The 16,974-nt window shown below is 66.1% G+C and carries 15 protein-coding genes and 1 pseudogene; 3 read left to right on the forward strand and 13 right to left on the reverse strand.

Going from position 1 to position 16,974, the window contains the following annotated elements:
• The 4 genes and pseudogenes from M3I56_RS33950 to M3I56_RS33965 form a co-directional block, all read right to left on the reverse strand.
• Positions 1–249 (reverse strand): annotated as a pseudogene (locus tag M3I56_RS33950) (acetyl-CoA C-acetyltransferase); the annotation flags it as partial.
• Between the two features lie 90 nt (positions 250–339).
• On the reverse strand, positions 340–2,238 hold the full coding sequence (phaC, locus tag M3I56_RS33955) for a class I poly(R)-hydroxyalkanoic acid synthase (RefSeq protein ID WP_254357722.1): 1,899 nt from the start codon (positions 2,236–2,238) through the stop codon (positions 340–342).
• A gap of 510 nt (positions 2,239–2,748) precedes the next feature.
• The gene (pgeF, locus tag M3I56_RS33960; protein ID WP_254357749.1) at positions 2,749–3,615 is read right to left on the reverse strand and encodes a peptidoglycan editing factor PgeF; all 867 of its coding nucleotides are present in this window, start codon (positions 3,613–3,615) and stop codon (positions 2,749–2,751) included.
• Entirely contained in the window at positions 3,615–4,862 is a 1,248-nt protein-coding gene (locus tag M3I56_RS33965) for an RluA family pseudouridine synthase (protein ID WP_254357723.1), read from the reverse strand. Before M3I56_RS33965 ends, pgeF begins: the two co-directional genes overlap by 1 nt.
• Positions 4,863–4,960: 98 nt before the next feature.
• Between M3I56_RS33965 and M3I56_RS33970 the strand changes: the two genes are divergently transcribed.
• Positions 4,961–5,800 (forward strand): outer membrane protein assembly factor BamD, encoded by an 840-nt coding sequence (locus M3I56_RS33970; RefSeq protein WP_375541839.1) that lies wholly within the window; start codon positions 4,961–4,963, stop codon positions 5,798–5,800.
• A 115-nt stretch (positions 5,801–5,915) separates the two neighbouring features.
• Here M3I56_RS33970 and rlmD read toward each other — a convergent pair whose 3' ends face one another.
• Complete coding sequence (gene rlmD / locus M3I56_RS33975) at positions 5,916–7,334, reverse strand: 23S rRNA (uracil(1939)-C(5))-methyltransferase RlmD (RefSeq protein WP_302057112.1); 1,419 nt, start codon at positions 7,332–7,334, stop codon at positions 5,916–5,918.
• Positions 7,335–7,612: 278 nt separating this feature from the next.
• On the opposite strand from rlmD, the gene M3I56_RS33980 reads away from it, so the two are divergent.
• Positions 7,613–8,494 (forward strand): endonuclease/exonuclease/phosphatase family protein, encoded by an 882-nt coding sequence (locus M3I56_RS33980; protein WP_254357725.1) that lies wholly within the window; start codon positions 7,613–7,615, stop codon positions 8,492–8,494.
• 15 nt (positions 8,495–8,509) lie between these two features.
• On the opposite strand, the gene M3I56_RS33985 is transcribed toward M3I56_RS33980, so the two are convergent.
• The 5 genes from M3I56_RS33985 to surE are packed head-to-tail and all read right to left on the reverse strand — an operon-like array spanning position 8,510 to position 13,192.
• Positions 8,510–9,289 (reverse strand): 3'-5' exonuclease, encoded by a 780-nt coding sequence (locus M3I56_RS33985; protein WP_254357726.1) that lies wholly within the window; start codon positions 9,287–9,289, stop codon positions 8,510–8,512.
• Positions 9,290–9,308: 19 nt separating this feature from the next.
• The gene (rpoS, locus tag M3I56_RS33990; RefSeq protein WP_254342090.1) at positions 9,309–10,415 is read right to left on the reverse strand and encodes an RNA polymerase sigma factor RpoS; all 1,107 of its coding nucleotides are present in this window, start codon (positions 10,413–10,415) and stop codon (positions 9,309–9,311) included.
• Between the two features lie 13 nt (positions 10,416–10,428).
• A complete protein-coding gene (locus tag M3I56_RS33995) occupies positions 10,429–11,352 on the reverse strand; it encodes a peptidoglycan DD-metalloendopeptidase family protein (RefSeq protein WP_254342091.1) in 924 nt (307 codons plus the stop codon).
• 5 nt (positions 11,353–11,357) lie between these two features.
• Positions 11,358–12,434 carry a protein-L-isoaspartate(D-aspartate) O-methyltransferase gene (locus M3I56_RS34000; RefSeq protein ID WP_254357727.1) on the reverse strand — a complete coding sequence of 359 codons (1,077 nt, stop codon included), beginning with the start codon at positions 12,432–12,434 and terminating at the stop codon, positions 11,358–11,360.
• Positions 12,431–13,192: a 5'/3'-nucleotidase SurE gene (gene surE / locus M3I56_RS34005; RefSeq protein WP_028204942.1), complete on the reverse strand. Its 762-nt coding sequence runs from the start codon at positions 13,190–13,192 to the stop codon at positions 12,431–12,433. Before surE ends, M3I56_RS34000 begins: the two co-directional genes overlap by 4 nt.
• Before the next feature lie 269 nt (positions 13,193–13,461).
• Here surE and M3I56_RS34010 point away from each other — a divergent pair, with 269 nt between their 5' ends.
• The gene (locus M3I56_RS34010; protein ID WP_254357728.1) at positions 13,462–14,433 is read left to right on the forward strand and encodes an NADPH:quinone oxidoreductase family protein; all 972 of its coding nucleotides are present in this window, start codon (positions 13,462–13,464) and stop codon (positions 14,431–14,433) included.
• A gap of 86 nt (positions 14,434–14,519) precedes the next feature.
• Here the strand turns inward: M3I56_RS34010 and M3I56_RS34015 are convergent, their stop codons facing one another.
• The 3 genes from M3I56_RS34015 to M3I56_RS34025 form a co-directional block, all read right to left on the reverse strand.
• Entirely contained in the window at positions 14,520–15,791 is a 1,272-nt protein-coding gene (locus tag M3I56_RS34015; RefSeq protein ID WP_254357729.1) for a CaiB/BaiF CoA-transferase family protein, read from the reverse strand.
• A 70-nt stretch (positions 15,792–15,861) separates the two neighbouring features.
• Positions 15,862–16,458 carry a recombination mediator RecR gene (gene recR, locus M3I56_RS34020; RefSeq protein WP_028204939.1) on the reverse strand — a complete coding sequence of 199 codons (597 nt, stop codon included), beginning with the start codon at positions 16,456–16,458 and terminating at the stop codon, positions 15,862–15,864.
• A 181-nt stretch (positions 16,459–16,639) separates the two neighbouring features.
• Positions 16,640–16,966 carry a YbaB/EbfC family nucleoid-associated protein gene (locus M3I56_RS34025; RefSeq protein WP_028204938.1) on the reverse strand — a complete coding sequence of 109 codons (327 nt, stop codon included), beginning with the start codon at positions 16,964–16,966 and terminating at the stop codon, positions 16,640–16,642.
• Positions 16,967–16,974 lie beyond the last annotated feature (8 nt).

Consider the following 16,974-nt stretch of genomic DNA (forward strand, 5'->3'; position numbering starts at 1 on the left):
CGTCATGGCGGGAACGGCCGTGGGCAGGCCCGCCTTGATCGATGCCTGGCGCGCCACGTTCTGGCCCGAACCGGCCGTGAGCACCTGACCCATGATCACGTCGCTCACCTGCTCGGGCGTAACGCCCGCGCGCTCGAGCGCGGCCTTGATGACGATCGCGCCCAGGTCGGGCGCCGCCACCTTCGCGAGCGAACCGCCGAATTTGCCTACTGCCGTACGTGCGGCCGAAACGATCACAATGTCAGTCATTTCCAGATCCTCCGGGCGGCTCGATGGCGCGCCATGCGCCCCGCCCGTCAAGTTGTTAATCCGAATTCCGCAGCAAGCGTTTCAATTGCCTCAATCGCGCTGCTGCACATAACGCCCCGGCGCCGGCTCGATCTCGGGGAATTCCGCCGAGCCGGCTTGCGCACGCGGCTTCACCTTCTTGCCGCCGTACTGATCGAGCCATTCGGCCCAGGTCGGCCACCAGCTGCCGGGTTTTTCCTCGGCAGCAGCAAACCAGTCGTCGGCCTCTTCCGGCAGATGTTTCGCGTCGGCCTCGATGCTCCAGAAGCTGCGCTTGTTCTTCGACGCCGGGTTGATCACGCCCGCGATATGGCCCGAAGCACCAAGCACGAATTTCAGCGGCCCGGACAGCAACGGCACCGACGCATACGCCGTGCGCCAGGGCACGATGTGATCGTCGCGCGAGCCGTAGATGAAGGTGGGCACGTCGATGTGCGAAAGATCCACTTCCTCGCCGCACACCGTGAGCGCGCCCGGCTCACGCAGCTTGTTTTCCAGGTACGTATTGCGCAGGTACCACGCGTACATTGGCCCCGGCAGGCTCGTCGAGTCGCTGTTCCAGAACAGCAGGTCGAACGGCGCGGGCGTACGGCCCTTCAGATAATTGTCGACGACGTAGTTCCAGACCAGGTCGTTGGGCCGCAGGAACGAGAACGTGTTCGCGAACTCGACACCGCGCATGAGCCCCGGCGTGCCGCCGTTCTTGCCGCCGATGGTCTGCTCGCGCATCTGCACGTGGGCTTCGTCGACGAACACATCGAGCACGCCCGTGTCGCCGAAATCGAGCATCGCGGTGAGCAGCGTCATCGACGCGGCGGGATGTTCGCCGCGCGCCGCCGCGACGGACAGCGCCGTGGCAAGCAGCGTGCCGCCCACGCAAAAACCGAGCGTGTTGATCTGCTCGCGCTCGCTGATGCTGCGCGTCGTCTCGATGGCCGTGAGCACGCCTTCTTCGATGTAGTCGTCCCAGGAGCGGTCCGCGATCGACGCGTCGCCGTTATGCCACGAGACGAGGAACACCTGCTGCCCCTGCTCCAGCGCATAAGCGACGAGCGAGTTCTCGGGCTGCAGGTCGAGAATGTAATACTTGTTGATGCACGGCGGCACGATCAGAAGCGGCCGCTCGCGCACGGTAGCCGTGCGCGGCTTGTACTGGATCAGCTGGAACAGCGCGTTCTCGAACACGACCGAACCTTCGGTGGTCGCGAGATTGCGGCCCACCACGAAGCGCGATTCGTCGGTCTGCGAGATCTTGCCGCGCGACATGTCGCCGAGCAGGTTCATCACGCCCTGGCGCAGGCTCTCGCCGTGGGTCTCGAGCAAGGCGCTCTGCGCGTCGGGATTGAGTGCGAGGAAGTTGCTGGGCGAGGCCGCCGCGGTCCACTGCTGCACGGCGAAGCGAATGCGCTCGCGCGTTTTCGCATCGGTATCGATCGCGTCGACGAGTTCATGCAGGTAGCGCGCGTTGAGCAGATACCACGCCGCCGTGAACGCATACGCGGGCGTGGCCTTCCAGGCGTCGGAGCTGAAGCGCCGGTCCTTGAGTTCGGGCGCCCTGGGCGTGGTGTCTGTGGCCTGACGCAGCAAGTCGAGCGCGTCGCGCGAATATTCCGCTTGCAGATGCTGCAGCCGCGTGGGTTCGATCAACGCCGTGGGAAGCTTGAAACCTTCGAACGGGTTCGCGCCACCGAATGGATTGGCTGCACCGAATGGATTGGCTGCACCGAAAGCACTGCCGGCAGCGAACGGATTGCCGGCTGCAAAAGGATTGCCCGCAGCGAAAGGATTGCCCGCGGCAAAGGGATTGCCCGGAACACCGTTGCCCGCCGGCGGCCACCAGTTGGCCGCGAGTCCCGCGAAGGGCGCTTGCTGCGCCGCGCCGCCCGTTTGCTGCGCAGCATTCAGGGCGTTCTTCCAGGCGTTCGTCCACGCGTCGAGATACTGCTGCATGCCGGCTGCGTCGGGAGCAAAAGGCGGATTGCCGCGCGTTGCACCATCAGTTGAGGCGCCCGTGCCCGGGGCAGTCTTGGAACGTTGAGATGCCGTCATGCCTGCTTTTGACCGATGTGTCCCGAAGGACTGGTTGAGAGGCAGGTGGTACGCATACGGGCGCCGTTGCGGCGCTCGTCACGACCTGTCCCGTGGGTGAAGGACATTCTTGCTCCCCATTGCAAAGCGTGTCAATGCTTGTGCCCGATTTTGCCGCGCTGCGATATTTTTTTAATTATCGTTTTCCCGATGTAATCAATTGTTTAACTGCCGCGACACATTGCTGTGCGGTCTGGCGCACAAAAATCCGCCGTGGCGGCAAGCGCTTGCAGTGCAATGCGGCAATCGGGGAGCTAATGCGCCGGGAGTGGCGTACAGTGCGTTGCGGGAATAGCTGCAGCGCAACAAAAAATCGTCTGGCTCGCCACGCGCCGCCGCGCTGCATCACGGCGGCGGCTCGTCGCGGCAGCGTCAGGGATTGAGCCAGATCAGCGCGGCCATGCGGCCGGTGACGCGATCGCGCCGATACGAGTAGAAGCGCTCGCGCAGCGTGACCGTGCACAGGTCGCCGCCGCTCACGTGGCGCACGCCGAGCGTATCGAGCCGCAGCCGCGCCAGTGCGGTGAGATCGGCGAGGTATTTGCCGCTCGCCTGGGGGCGCGCCACGAAGGCCGCCGCGGTGGCGGCCCGGTGGGCATCGCGTCGTGCCGCATCGACCTGCTCCACATGGGTCATGAACGCGTCGCGCACGTCGGCGCCGACCTCGAAAGCCGTGGACCCGATCGCGGGGCCGAGGTACGCATGCAGGTCGGCCGTCCCACAGCCCGCGAGCGCCGCGACGCGCTCGGCCGTGCGCTCGATGACGCCCGCGGCCAGCCCGCGCCAGCCCGCGTGCGCGGCGCCCACGGCGCGGCCCTCGCCGTCGCACAGCAAGACCGGCATGCAGTCGGCCACCATCACCGTGCAGGCGATGCCGGGCTCGGCGGTCACGCTCGCATCGGCTTCGAGCGGGGCGCCTGCGCGCGCAGCGGCGAGCGCAGGCGCGGCGTCGACCACGACGGGGCCGTGGACCTGCTTGAGCCACGCGGCCGGCACGCCCGCATGCGTGAAGAGCCGTGCGCGGTTCGCCTCGACGTGCGCGAGATCGTCACCGGAGCCGCGGCCAAGATTCAGGCCGCCGGGGAGATCCACGCCCTCACCGCCCTGCGCCGCCTGCCAGCGCCCGAATGGCGGCTCGCTCACGCCGCCGTCGCGCGTCGTCACCAGCGCGCGCACGCGCGGCGAAACCTGCCAGTCGGGATGCAGCAAATCGTCGGATGTCAGTTCCGGGCAGGTCATCATGCGTGCTTGTCCTCGTCTTGCTCGTCGTCTTCGTCGTCTTCGTAATCTTCCTCGTCGCTGCCAATCACGTAGCCTTCGTCGGTGTAGGCGCTGTCGAACATGTCTTCATCGAAGCCCACTTCGTCCTCGTCTTCCTTGCCGCCGAAGCCGAGCGCCTCGATCAGCGCGTCCAGGTCGTCGGGCACTTCGGCGCGCCATTGCATCGCGCGGCCCGTGACCGGATGAACGAGGCCGAGTCGCCACGCGTGCAGCGCCTGGCGCGCGAAGCCGTCGGGCAGCGCCGCGACCGAGCGCTTGCCGCGCGCGTGGCCGTACACCGGATCGCCCAGCAGCGGATGGCCGATGTGCGCGCAGTGCACACGAATCTGGTGTGTGCGCCCTGTTTCCAGGTCGCAATGAATGGCGCTCACGGGCTGGTTGTGCCAGAGTGTTTTGTCGATGCGCCGGAAGTGCGTGCGCGCAGGCTTGCCCGAAGCGCCCTTCACCACCGCCATGCGTGTGCGCTCGCGCGGGTCGCGGCCGATGGGCGCGTCGATGGTGCCTTCGTCGGCCATGTTGCCCCACACGAGCGCGAGATAGCGGCGCTTGACCGTGCGCGCCTGCAACTGGCGCACGAGGTCGGTCTGCGCCTGGAGCGTGCGCGCGACGACCATCAGCCCGGACGTGTCCTTGTCGAGCCGATGGACGATCCCCGCGCGCGGCAGACCCGCCGCCGCGTCGCCATAGCGATGCAGGAGGCCGTTGAGAAGCGTGCCGCTCCAGTTGCCCGCGGCCGGATGCACGACGAGCCCGGCGGGCTTGTTGATGACGACGATGGCGTCGTCCTCGTAGACGATATCGAGCGGCACCGGCTCGGGCGTGAACGCGAGCTGCTCGGGCAGGAGGTCCGGCACGAGTTCGATGGTCGCGCCGAGCGGCACCGGCTGGCGCACCTTGGCCGGCTTGCCGTCCACGCGCACGCGCTGCTCCTCGATCCAGCCCTGCAAACGGCTGCGTGAAAATTCCGGAAATACTTTGGCGAGCACCTTGTCGAGGCGCTCGCCTGCGAGCTCATCGGGCACCTGAACCGAGCGCGGTGCTTCGCCGCCGCGCGCGCGCGGGGCGCCGCCGGCGTCTTCGCCCGCAAGTTCGTCGTCGAGCGCCTCACCGGCGGCTGCGTCATCGGGCGCATCGCCCAGGCTATAATCTCTGATGCTGTTTTGGGCGCCGGGAGCGCCGGCCCCCGGAATAACTGTACGGGTCATTGAGTCTGGGTCACCTGTGGACCTGAAGCTGGACTGGATAAATGCGAGCCTTGAACACGATTACGAAACTGGCCCAACACGCGGTGGCCCGAAACGCAATGCGCGCGACGCGAGCCAACACGCTCGGCAAGATTGGCAACATCATTCGACTTGCTGCTTGCGGCGCGGCGCTCGCCGTGGTCGCGGCCTGCCACGGCCTGCCAGAAAAGACCGACGAAACGGCGGCATGGAACAACAACAAATTATATACGGAGGCCCAGGACGCGCTCGCCGGCGGCGACTGGGGCAAGTGCGCGAAATATTTTGAAGCACTCCAGGGCCGCGACCCGTTTGGCCACTTCGCCCAGCAGGCGCAGATCAACGTGGCCTACTGCAGCTGGAAGGACAATGAGAACGACGCCGCCGACCAGGCGATCAACCGCTTCATCCAGCTGCACCCGGATCACCCGGACGTTGCCTACGCGTACTACCTCAAGGGCATGATCCACTTCAACGACGACCTGGGTCTGTTCGGCCGCTTCTCGGGCCAGGACATGAGCGAGCGCGACCCGAAGTCGCTGCGTGAGTCGTATGACGCCTTCAAGGTGGTGGTCGACAAGTATCCGCAGAGCAAGTACGCCCCGGACGCCGCCCAGCGCATGCGCTACATCGTGAACGCACTCGCCTCGCACGAAGTGCACGCCGCCGACTACTACTATCGCCGCGGCGCCTATGTGGCGGCCATCAACCGCGCGCAGCTCGCGATTCAGGACTACAAGAGCGCGCCGGCAATCGAAGACGCGCTGCACATCATGATCCTGTCGTACCAGAAGCTCGATCAGCCGCAGCTTGCCGAAGACACGCGCCGCGTGCTCGCCGGCACCTTCCCGGACAGCCCGTACATCACCGGTCACGCTCGCCCCGGCAAGGAAGACAAGTCCTGGTGGCAGATCTGGTGATCGCCGCGCCTCTCGCCTGAGGCACGCGGCAAAGCAAAACGCCACGGTTTCCCGTGGCGTTTTTTTTGGCTTCGGCGGCAGCGCAGGCTACGCGCCTGCGCGGCTGCGGGTTTGCTCAATCGCGCTCGAACAGCGCAATCGATTCCACGTGCGACGTGTGCGGGAACATGTTGACCACGCCCGCGCCCTTGAGGCGGTAGCCGGCCTCGTTGACGAGCACCCCCGCATCGCGCGCCAGCGTCCCGGGACTGCACGACACATAGACAATGCGCCTGGGCAGCGGGCCATGGCCGCTCTGCGCGATTTGCGCGAGCGCCTGGGAAATGGCGAACGCGCCTTCGCGCGGCGGGTCGACGAGGAACTTGTCGAAGTGGCCGAGTGCGCGAATGTCGTCGGCGGTGACTTCGAACAGGTTGCGGCACGCAAACGAGGTGTGGCCGTCCACGCCGTTGGCGCGCGCATTTTCCAGCGCGCGGGCCGTCAGCGTATCGCTGCCTTCGATCCCCACCACTTCGCGCGCGACACGCGCGAGCGGTAGCGTGAAGTTGCCGATGCCGCAGAACAGATCGAGCACGCGGTCGCCCGCCTCCGGCGCGAGCAGGCGCAGCGCGCGGCCCACTAGCACGCGGTTGATCTGGTGATTGACCTGGGTGAAGTCCGTCGGCTTGAACGGCATGCGAATGCCGTATTCGGGCAGTGTGTAGTCCAGTTCCTTGTCGAGCGGATAGAACGGGAACACCGTGTCCGGGCCCTTCGGCTGCAGCCAGAACTGGACGTTGTGCTCGTCCGCGAACGCGCGCAGCAAGTCTTCGTCGGCGGCCGTGAGCGGCTCGAGAATGCGCAGCACGAGCGCCGTCACGCTCGAACCCACGGCGAGTTCGATCTGCGGCATGCGATCGCGAATCGACAGCGCGGCCACCAGATGGCGCAGCGGCACGAGCATTGCCGAGACGTTCGGCGGCAGCACTTCGCAACTCGTCATGTCGGCCACGTAGCTGCTCTTCCTCTCGTGGAAGCCCACCAGCACCCCGCCCTTCTTCGGCACATTGCGCACCGTGAGGCGCGCACGATAGCGGTAGCCCCACGACGGCCCGTGAATCGGCCGGAACATCGTCTCCGAACGCACTTTTGAGAGATGCATGAGGTTGTCTTCGAGCACGCGCTGCTTGACGGCGATTTGCGCACGCACGTCGAGGTGCTGCATCGAGCAGCCGCCGCAGGTGCCGAAGAACGCGCATTGCGGCTTCGTGCGAATCGCGCTCTCGCGCAGCACGTCGACTACCTGCGCCTGTTCGAACGTGGGCTTCTTGCGGTAGCTGAGGTAGGTCACGCGCTCGCCCGGCAACGCGCCCTCGACGAAGATCACCTTGCCGGGCTCGCCCGTCTCGGTCACGGTCCTGCCAACGCCGCGGGCCTCCATGTCGAGCGACTCGATCTCGAGAATGGGGGCACGAGCGACCGAAGCTTCGATGGCGGCGCGCTTTTCGGCGCGGCGATCGCGCTTGCTGCGCTTTTTCGGGGGCGTGGACGGCATGGGCGCGGCCTGGGCAGGCTCGGCTTGAGGGTCGGGGGCAGCTTGAGACACCAGCGGATTCCTGACTGACGATGAGTGAATTGTGGGCGAAGGCGAGATTGTAGTCGAAGTCTGCGCCCGCGCTCCGTCGCTGCAATTTTCGTACGGGTCCGATCATGCGCGCTGCGCCCCGTCTGCGCCGCTGCTTTCGCATTTGTCATACAACACGCCACGAGAAACCAGGCTAGGGTTAAACGTGCGTGCGGGAACCGCCGCCGCACCATGCGAGGAGCGTGCCGATGAAACTGGTGAGCTGGAATGTGCAGTGGGGGCGCGACGCTTCTGGCGTCGTCGATCTCGCGCGCACGGTGCGCGAGGCGCAGCGCCTCGCCGACTTCGACGTGCTATGCCTGCAGGAGATCACGCGCGGCTTCCGGGCGCTGCCGGGTGGTCCCGGCGACGATCAGTTCGCCGAACTGCACTCGCTGCTGCCCGGCTACACGATCATCGAGGCAATCGGGGCCGACTTGCCTGCGCCGCGTGACGGCCAAGCCTCCAGTCAAGACACGGCGCAGATGCCGCGCCGCCAGTTCGGCAACGCGCTCGCCACGCGCTTGCCCCTCGCGCAGGTGTTTCGCCACGCCCTGCCGTGGCCCGCCGATTCCACCGCACCCTCGATGCAACGCGTGGCGCTCGAAGCCGTGCTCGACGCGCCGGGCGGCGCGCTGCGCGTGCTGGTCACGCATCTGGAGTTCTATTCGCTGCGCCAGCGGCTCGCGCAAGTGGACGAGTTGCGGCGCCTGCAGCAGGAAGCCGCCGATCATGCGGCGCATCCCGCACCCGCCGAAAACGATGTCGGCCCGTTCGCCCGCACCGCGCGCCCGCTATCCGCGATCGTCTGCGGCGACTTCAACAGCGCGTGGGGCAGCGAGGCGTACACACGCATGCTCGAACCGCTCGCGGGCAGCCCCGCCTTCGTCGACGCGTGGACCGCGCTGCATGCAGGCGCGACACCACCGCCGACGGCCGGCGTCTACGACACGCAGCAATGGTCGGATGGCCCGCTCGCGTGCGACTTCGTCTTTGTCACGGAGGATTTGCGCCCACGCTTGCGAAGCTGCGAGATAGACGGCGCGATCCAGGCTTCGGATCATCAGCCGATCGTGCTCGAACTGGGCTGAGAGATTTCGCCGTGCCTAGCTAGCGAACGCCTTGAGATACTCGCCCCAATGCGGTGCGGCTTCCGCGGCGAGCGACTGCTTCACGAACTCGATCTCATCGGCATATTCGCGCTCCGTGAAACCGCCGCGCATCATCTGAAACCGGCAATAAAGGAGATACGTGTTGACCACGTCGGTTTCGCAGTAGTTGCGGATCTCCTCGATGCGGCCTTCCTGAAACGCGGTCCACACCTGGCCGCCATCCATGCCGAGCTTGCCCGGAAAACCGCAGAGCTTCGCGAGCGCGTCGAGCGGCGCGTTCGCGCGCGGCTGATACATCGCGAGCACATCCATCAGGTCGGTGTGACGCGTGTGGTAGCGGCTAAGGTAATTGTTCCACTTGAACTCGCGGTCCTCTTCACCCGTTTCCCAGTAGCGCACCGCGCGAATGCCGTGCACGAGCGCCCGATAGTGCAGCACCGGCAAGTCGAAGCCGCCGCCGTTCCACGAAACGAGCTGCGGCGAATACTTCTCGATCGTGCGGTAGAACGAATCGATCAGGCGCGCCTCGCCGTCTTCGGGCGTGCCGAGCGAGCGCACGCGAAAGCCCTGGCCGTCGCGAAACACGCACGAGATCGCGGCGACGCGCTGCAGGTGATGCGGCAGGAAATCGCCGCCGGTCTTCTCGCGGCGCGCGGCGAAGGCGTGCTCGGCGACTTCGGTGTCGGTGAGCGTGGCGGGCAGATCGTCGAGACGGCGAATGCCGTCGACATCGGGAATCGTCTCGATGTCGAATACGAGTACAGGAACTGTCATTCAGATGGACTGCGAGAGTTTAGAGAACGGCGTCCTTGCGCACGCCGTTCGAAGCGAAAAAGCGCTTGAGGCGCACCAGCGCTTCCTGCTGGATCTGCCGCACGCGCTCGCGGGTGAGGCCCATTTCGTCGGCCAGCTCTTCGAGCGTGGCGGGCTCGATATGGTTCAGCCCGAAGCGCCGTTCGATGACGTGGCGATGCTTATCGGATAACCGGCCAAGCCACGCGCGTGTAAGCGTTTCCAGCTCGCGATGCTGCACTTCGGCGTCGGGCGACTGGCTCTGGTCGTCCGAGAGCAGGTCGAGCAGGCTGCTGGCCGGGTCGAGGTCGAGCGGCGCGTCGAGCGAGGCCGTGTGTTCGTTGAGCGCGAGAATGTCGGTGACTTCCTCGGTGGTCTTGCCGGTGAGATACGCGATGTCGTCGATGCTCGCGTCGCGGCGCTCGGAGGCCGAATCGGCGTTGAGCGAATTCTTCTCCAGATGTCGCTTCGCGCGCAGCACCTGGTTGAGCTCGCGGATCACATGCACCGGCAAACGCACGGTGCGCGCCTGGTTCATGATCGCGCGCTCGATGCTCTGGCGGATCCACCACGTCGCATAAGTCGAGAAACGGAAGCCGCGCGTGGGATCGAACTTCTCGATCGCGTGCATGAGGCCGAGGTTGCCCTCCTCGATCAGGTCGAGCAGCGGCACGCCGCGATTGAGGTAACCCTTCGCAATGCTGACGACGAGGCGCAGATTGCGCTCGATCATGACCTGACGCGCTTCGAACTCGCCGGCCTTGGCGAGCCGCGAGTAGCGCTGCTCCTCCTCGACAGTGAGGAGCGGCTTCACGCTGATCCGGTTCAGATAATGCTGGATGGTGTCGGCCGTGAGTTCGGCCTGCAGCATGGCGCGGAAATCGTCGGCGTCGGGCGCGGCCTCGGCGGTTTCGGCGCCCTCGCCCGAGCCGCCTTCATCGGCCGGGGAATCGCGCTCTTCACGCTCCTCGCGCTCTTCGTAGTCGCGGCCGCCGTCGAGGTCGGGCGACGCGTCGTCGTCGCCCGCCTGCGCGCCGTCCTCCACCGAAACCTGGGCGGCTTGGCTGTCAGACTCGGATTGCTGCAGACGGCGCTTCGATTTCGGCATGGTCGGCTCGCTTTTATTGCGGCGGCAAGTACTTCAGTGGGTCGACGGGCTTACCCTGACGGCGTACTTCGAAATGCAGCATCACCCGGTCCGAGTCGGTATTGCCCATTTCGGCGATCTTCTGACCTTTGGTGACCGCATCCCCTTCTTTTACCATCAAAGTCCGGTTGTGTGCATACGCGGTCAAAAACGTCGCGTCATGCTTGATGATAATGAGATTGCCGTAACCGCGCAGCCCATTTCCGGCATAAACCACGCGTCCATCGCCGGCTGCCTTGACAGGATCGCCCGGCGCACCGCCAATATTGATGCCCTTGTTCTTCGTATCGTCGAAGCCGTTGAGCACCGGACCACGCACCGGCCACGCAAGCGCGATGTTGCCGCCCGGCGCGGCGGCCATGTCGCCGCCGCTTGCACCCGGCTGCGGCGGCACGGCGGCTGTCGGCGCCGCAGCGTTCGCACCCGAACCGTAGATCGGCGGCTGCGCCGGCGACCCCGCTGCCGGAGCGCCCGGCGCGGCACCCACGCCCGGCACCGGCGCGGTCACGACACCCGGCGTGTACGCCGAGGGATTCGCACCCGGCGGCACGACGCGCAACAACTGGTCCACCTCGATCTGGTTCGGGTTGGTGAGATTGTTCCACGTCGCGATGTCGCGATAATTCTGGCCGTTTTCGAGCGCAATCCTATAGACAGTGTCGCCCGGCTTCACCCGGTAATATCCCGGAGGCGGCGGCCCGAGCGGCACCGGAGGCTGCGCGGCCGCCGTGCCGAGCGGCGCGGTGCGGTCCACCACAGGCGCCTGATCGAGTCGCGTGGCGCATGCGGCCAGAAGACAGAGCGCGGCGACCGCCGCGCCGCGCTGGGCTGCAATCAGCGTGGCTTCGGACAGGTCGACATTCAGGCGGTTTCTTTTGATCGCGCGCAACATACTCATCGGATTCAGATCACTCCAGATTTTAAGGGGACAAAGAAAACGCGATCCAGCCGTGACTCCCGCCACTGCGCCGGCCCCGTACGCTCGACGAGCGTGAGGACCTGCGTCGCTTCGCCGGCGGCACTCTGCGTGCCGGACACCGCTACCGGCGCCACGAGCCGCCCGCCGATGGCGAGTTGCTCGAGCAGCGCCTGCGGCACGTCGAAGCCAGCAGCGGCGATTACGATCGCGTCGAACGGCGCCGCCGACGGCAACCCGAGCCGTCCGTCGCCGTAGTGCAAGCGGATATTCGGGATACGCAGCGGACGAAGATTCGTCTTCGCGCGCTCGTATAACGGCTTGATGCGTTCAATGGAATACACGTCGCGCGCGATCTGGCTCAACACCGCTGCCTGATAGCCGCAGCCGGTGCCGATTTCCAGGACGCGCTCCAGCACGCGGCCCGCGCCAGCGAGCTCGAGCATGCGCGCGACCACGGAAGGCTTCGAGATGGTCTGGTGATGACCGATCGGCAACGCCGCATCTTCGTAGGCCTGGGTAGCGAGACCCGGGTCGATGAACATGTGGCGCGGCACGGCCGCGAGCGCCTGGAGCACGCGCGCATCGGCAATGCCGTTCGCACGCAGGCGTTCGACCATGCGTTCGCGTACGCGTTCCGAAGTCAGCGCATGCGCGCCGTTGAGCGCAACGGCGGGCGCGCCCGTGACGGCCACCGCGGCGCGCGGCACACTCACGCCGCCCGGCATGGCGGCGCGCGGCGCGGCTGCGTTGCCGGCAGGATGCGCAGGCTTGATCGAACTCGCCGGCTTCGCGCTCACCGGCTTCGCATTGACCGGCTTCGCATTGAGCGGCTTCGCAGGCGGCGCCTTGAACGGCGTGCTCGCGGTGGACTTCGCAACGGCCGGATTACCCACCTTCGCGACGGGCTTCGCGAGCGCGCCGACGCCCGCTTTCGACGGGCCGCTGTTGCCCGCGCCCGCGAGCGATGTGCGTGCATCGCCCGGGCGCGCGTCGCGCCGGCGCGGCTCGCGTACGAGATCCGCAAGCCCGAGCGGAAAACGCTTCGTGCGCTCGCCCGTCATGAAGCGCTGCCGCCCTTGCGCGCCCAGTCGTGCGTCGCGGACAACATTTGCGTATGGGTGAGATCGAGTTGCAGCGGGGTGATCGACACATGGCCGTTCGCTACCGCGTGGAAGTCCGTGCCCTCGCTCGCGTCGCGTGCGCTGCCCGACGGCCCGATCCAGTAGATCGGCTCGCCGCGCGGGTTGGTCTGGCGGATCACGGGCTGCGAAGGATGACGCTTGCCGAGGCGTGTCACGCGCCAGTCACCAAGCTCGTCGTACGGCAGGTTCGGGATGTTGACGTTCAGCAGCGGATGACCCGGCAACGGGTTCGCGAGGTAATGCGCAACGATCTCGGCCGCGACGCGCGCGGCGGAATCGAGATGCACCCAGTCTTTATCGACGAGCGAAAACGCAATCGCCGGCAGGCCGAACATGATGCCTTCGGTGGCTGCGGCCACCGTGCCCGAGTACAGCGTGTCCTCGCCCATGTTCTGGCCGTTGTTGATGCCGGAGACCACGAGGTCGGGCTGCTGGTCGAGCATGCCCGTGAGCGCGATGTGCACCGAGTCGGTGGGCGTGCCGTTCACGTAATAGAAGCCGGTGCTCGCCGATCGCAACACCGACAGCGGGCGCCACAGCGTAAGCGAGTTCGATGCGGCGCTGCAGTTCTGCTCGGGCGCCATGACCGTGACTTCGCCGAGCGGCTTGAGCGCTTCATAAAGCGCCGCAAGGCCGGGGGCGAGATAACCGTCGTCGTTGCTGAGTAGTATTCGCATCGAGCGATTGTAACCGAGGAAAGAAGGCACGCGAACGACAGCCCGGCCCTTGCGGCAGTGCGTGTCTGCCACTGGGCTGCACGTCGAAATCACGCGCCGGTCCGGGGCGTATTCGCATCCACGGCACGGCTCGAAAGGCACCTGTCATCGACGCGAAATGAATCGCACGATCGTTCGCATTACGGCGGATTGCCGTACACTGTACCGCTGTAGCGAATGCATGACCGACGCCACTGCAAGCAACCGAACCGGAAAAGACAGGAGACACGATGCGCGCAATCCGCTGCAACCAGTACGGGCCGCCCGACTCGCTCACGCTCGAAGACTCGCCCGACCTCGTGCCGGGCCCGGGTCAGGTCGTGATCGACGTGAAGGCCGCGGCCGTCAACTTTCCCGACGTGCTCATCATCGAGAACAAGTATCAGATGAAGCCGCCGCTGCCCTTCACGCCTGGCGCCGAACTCGCGGGCGTCGTGCGCGCTGCGGGCGAAGGCGTGAAGCTCGCGCCCGGTACGCGCGTAGTGGCGTATGTGGGCACTGGCGCCTTCGCCGAGCAGGCGCTTGCGGACGCATCGGCGTGCGTGGCGCTGCCCGAGGCCGCCGATTTCGCGACGGCCGCCGCCTTCACGCTGGCGTATGGCACGTCGCATCACGCTGTGGTTGATCGCGCCGCGCTGCGCGCAGGCGAAACGATGCTCGTGCTCGGCGCGGCGGGCGGCGTGGGCCTCGCGGCTGTCGAAATCGGCAAGGTGCTCGGCGCGCGCGTGATCGCGGCCGCCTCGAGCGAGGAGAAGCTCGAAGTCTGTCGCCGGTTCGGTGCGGACGCCACCATCAACTACAGCACCGAGGATTTGCGCGAGCGCGTCAAGGCGCTCACCGACGGCAAGGGCCCCGACGTGATCTACGACCCGGTGGGCGGCGAGTATGCGGAACCGGCGTTCCGCAGCATCGGCTGGCGCGGACGCTATCTCGTGGTGGGCTTCGCGAATGGCGAGATTCCCAGGCTGCCGCTCAATCTCGCGCTGCTCAAGGGCGCGAGCCTCGTCGGCGTGTTCTGGGGCGATTTCGCGCGTCGCGAGCCGCAGCACAATGCGGCAGCGTTTGCACAGATGGTGGGCTGGATCGGCGAAGGCAAACTCAAGCCGTACGTCTCGAAGCGCTATAAGCTCGCCGACACAGCGGAGGCGCTCAAGAACATGGCCTCTCGCAAGGTGACCGGCAAGATCGTGATCGAGCCCTGAACGTTTCCTGTCACGCAGGACGACGCAAAACGAAAACGGCTCGCCGGTGAACATCCGGCGAGCCGTTTTGCATGATGCACACCGCCTTAGACTATGTGTTGCTCGCGCAACCGTGCAATGTGGTCCGCGTCATAGCCCAGCGTCTTCAGGACTTCATCGGTATGTTCGCCAAGCGCGGGGCCAAGCCAGCGCGTATCGCCGGGCGTCACCGAGAGCTTGGGCGTGACCGCGGGCAGCGCGATGTCCACGCCCTCGCCTTCCTTCGCATCCGGCGCTTGCCAGCGGAACTGCTGGATCATCTGGCGCGCCGCGAACTGCGGATCGGCGAACATGTCGGCCACGCTGTAGATGCGGCCCACCGGCACGTCGGCGGCATTGAGCACGTCGAGCGCTTCGTTGATGGTGCGCGTGGAGAGCCACGCCGCGATTGCGCCGTCGATCTCCGCCGTGCGCGGCACGCGGCCGTCGTTGTGGGCGAGTTGCGGATCATTCGCGAGGTCCGCGCGGTCGATGGCCATCATCAGGCGCTTGAAGATCGGATCGCTGTTGCCGCCGATCACGATGCTGCCGTCCCGGCACGGATACGTATTCGACGGCACGATGCCCGGCAGCGACGCGCCGGTGCGCTCGCGCACCATGCCGTACACGCCGTACTCGGGCACCACGCTCTCCATCATGTTGAACACGGCCTCATAGAGCGCGACATCGACGATCTGGCCGCTGCCGCCGTTCATGTTGCGATGATGAAGCGCCATCATCGCGCCGATCACGCCATGCAGCGCGGCAATCGAGTCGCCGATCGAAATGCCGATGCGCGGCGGCGGCAGATCGGGATAGCCGGTAATATGGCGCAGGCCGCCCATCGATTCGGCAATCGCGCCGAAGCCCGGACGGTCGCGATACGGGCCGGTCTGGCCGTAGCCCGAGAGCCGCACCATCACGAGGCCGGGATTCTCCTTCGAGAGCACGTCGTAGCCGAGGCCGAGCTTTTCGAGCAGGCCTGGCCGAAAATTCTCGATGACGATGTCGGCTTCCTTCGCGAGCCGCCGCACGATCTCCTTGCCCTCTTCGGCTTTGAGATTCACCGTGACGGACTTCTTGTTGCGCGCCTGCACGGCCCACCAGAGCGACGTGCCGCCCGCTTCCGGGTAGAGCTTGCGCCATTTGCGCAGCGGATCGCCGCCCTTGGGGTCTTCGATCTTGATGACTTCGGCGCCGAATTCGCCGAGAACGCGGGCCGCGAACGGGCCGGCGATCAGCGTGCCGAGTTCGAGGACTTTGACGCCCGCGAGCGGGCCCGTGCCTTTCGCTGCGGATGCATTCGATTGGGAATCGGGGGAAGCGGCGGCTGCGCTCATGGTGTCTCCTTTCGTTCTGTTCGGCGAGCGGCGTCATATCGGTACGCCGCGATCGAAGCCTGGCGGGACGCTACATCGAGCGCCGGTCGAGCATGGCGCGCGCGATGGTGCCCGCGTCGACGTATTCGAGTTCGCCGCCCACCGGCACGCCGCGTGCGAGGCGCGTGACGGCGAGTCCGCGCGCCTTGAGCGTCTGGCCGAGATAATGGGCCGTCGCCTCGCCCTCGTTCGTGAAATTGGTGGCGAGCACCACTTCCTTGACGACGCCGTCCGACGCGCGCTTCACGAGCCGGTCGAAATGGATCTCTTTCGGACCGATGCCGTCGAGCGGACTCAGATGCCCCATCAGAACGAAATACAAGCCGCGGTACGTCATGGTCTGTTCGAGCATGATCTGGTCGGCCGGCGTTTCGACGACGCACAGCAGCGTAGGGTCACGCTCCTCGTCGAGGCACGTTTCGCACACCTGAGCTTCGGTGAAGGTATTGCACTTCTCACAGTGCTTCAGATTCCCGGTCGCGAACAGGAGCGCGTTGCCGAGCTTTTCGGCGCCGTCGCGGTCGTGCTGCATCAGGTGATAGGCCATGCGTTGCGCCGACTTCGGCCCGACACCGGGCAACACGCGCAGCGCCTCGACGAGAGCGGCGAGAGCGGAAGGTTGTTTCATGCGGATTCAGCGCGAGACGCGCGACGGAGTTTGAAGCGGAACCGGCTTCGGGGTGCTTCCTGCTGCTTGATGCTGCTTGCTGCTTTCGACGCCATGACGCCCGCGCAGCCTTGCCTGCCGCGGCACGCGGGACGCGCGCGCGCCGGCCTGCCAGAAGCAGACGCGGCGCTCGCCACGTTCCTTAGAACGGCATCTTGAAGCCCGGCGGCAGCGGCAGGCCGGCGGTCATGCCGCCCATCTTTTCCTGCGACGTGGCTTCGGCCTTGCGCACCGCGTCGTTGAACGCTGCGGCCACGAGGTCTTCGAGCATGTCCTTGTCGTCAGCAAGCAGGCTCGGATCGATCGACACGCGGCGCACGTCGTTGCGGCAGGTCATCGTGACCTTGACGAGACCGGCGCCAGCCTGACCCTCGACTTCGATCTGGGCAAGCTGCTCCTGCATCTTCTTCATGTTTTCCTGCATCTGCTGGGCTTGCTTCATGAGCCCTGCGAGTTGGCCTTTCAACATAGTCACTG

Origin of the sequence: Paraburkholderia sp. CNPSo 3281 (assembly GCF_024206515.1) — a bacterium.
Classification (GTDB): Bacteria; Pseudomonadota; Gammaproteobacteria; order Burkholderiales; family Burkholderiaceae; genus Paraburkholderia; species Paraburkholderia nodosa.

Excerpts from the sequence above, each read along its gene's own strand:
- pgeF (WP_254357749.1), bottom strand. The coding sequence starts at position 3,615 with ATGACCTGCCCGGAACTGACATCCGACGATTTGCTGCATCCCGACTGG.
- rpoS (WP_254342090.1), bottom strand. The coding sequence starts at position 10,415 with ATGCCGAAATCGAAGCGCCGTCTGCAGCAATCCGAGTCTGACAGCCAA.
- rlmD (WP_302057112.1), bottom strand. The coding sequence starts at position 7,334 with ATGCCGTCCACGCCCCCGAAAAAGCGCAGCAAGCGCGATCGCCGCGCC.
- M3I56_RS33995 (WP_254342091.1), bottom strand. The coding sequence starts at position 11,352 with ATGAGTATGTTGCGCGCGATCAAAAGAAACCGCCTGAATGTCGACCTG.
- M3I56_RS34015 (WP_254357729.1), bottom strand. The coding sequence starts at position 15,791 with ATGAGCGCAGCCGCCGCTTCCCCCGATTCCCAATCGAATGCATCCGCA.
- M3I56_RS34010 (WP_254357728.1), top strand. The coding sequence starts at position 13,462 with ATGCGCGCAATCCGCTGCAACCAGTACGGGCCGCCCGACTCGCTCACG.
- M3I56_RS33980 (WP_254357725.1), top strand. The coding sequence starts at position 7,613 with ATGAAACTGGTGAGCTGGAATGTGCAGTGGGGGCGCGACGCTTCTGGC.
- phaC (WP_254357722.1), bottom strand. The coding sequence starts at position 2,238 with ATGCAGCAGTATCTCGACGCGTGGACGAACGCCTGGAAGAACGCCCTG.
- surE (WP_028204942.1), bottom strand. The coding sequence starts at position 13,192 with ATGCGAATACTACTCAGCAACGACGACGGTTATCTCGCCCCCGGCCTT.
- M3I56_RS34025 (WP_028204938.1), bottom strand. The coding sequence starts at position 16,966 with ATGTTGAAAGGCCAACTCGCAGGGCTCATGAAGCAAGCCCAGCAGATG.
- M3I56_RS33965 (WP_254357723.1), bottom strand. The coding sequence starts at position 4,862 with ATGACCCGTACAGTTATTCCGGGGGCCGGCGCTCCCGGCGCCCAAAAC.
- M3I56_RS34000 (WP_254357727.1), bottom strand. The coding sequence starts at position 12,434 with ATGACGGGCGAGCGCACGAAGCGTTTTCCGCTCGGGCTTGCGGATCTC.
- M3I56_RS33970 (WP_375541839.1), top strand. The coding sequence starts at position 4,961 with ATGCGCGCGACGCGAGCCAACACGCTCGGCAAGATTGGCAACATCATT.
- recR (WP_028204939.1), bottom strand. The coding sequence starts at position 16,458 with ATGAAACAACCTTCCGCTCTCGCCGCTCTCGTCGAGGCGCTGCGCGTG.
- M3I56_RS33985 (WP_254357726.1), bottom strand. The coding sequence starts at position 9,289 with ATGACAGTTCCTGTACTCGTATTCGACATCGAGACGATTCCCGATGTC.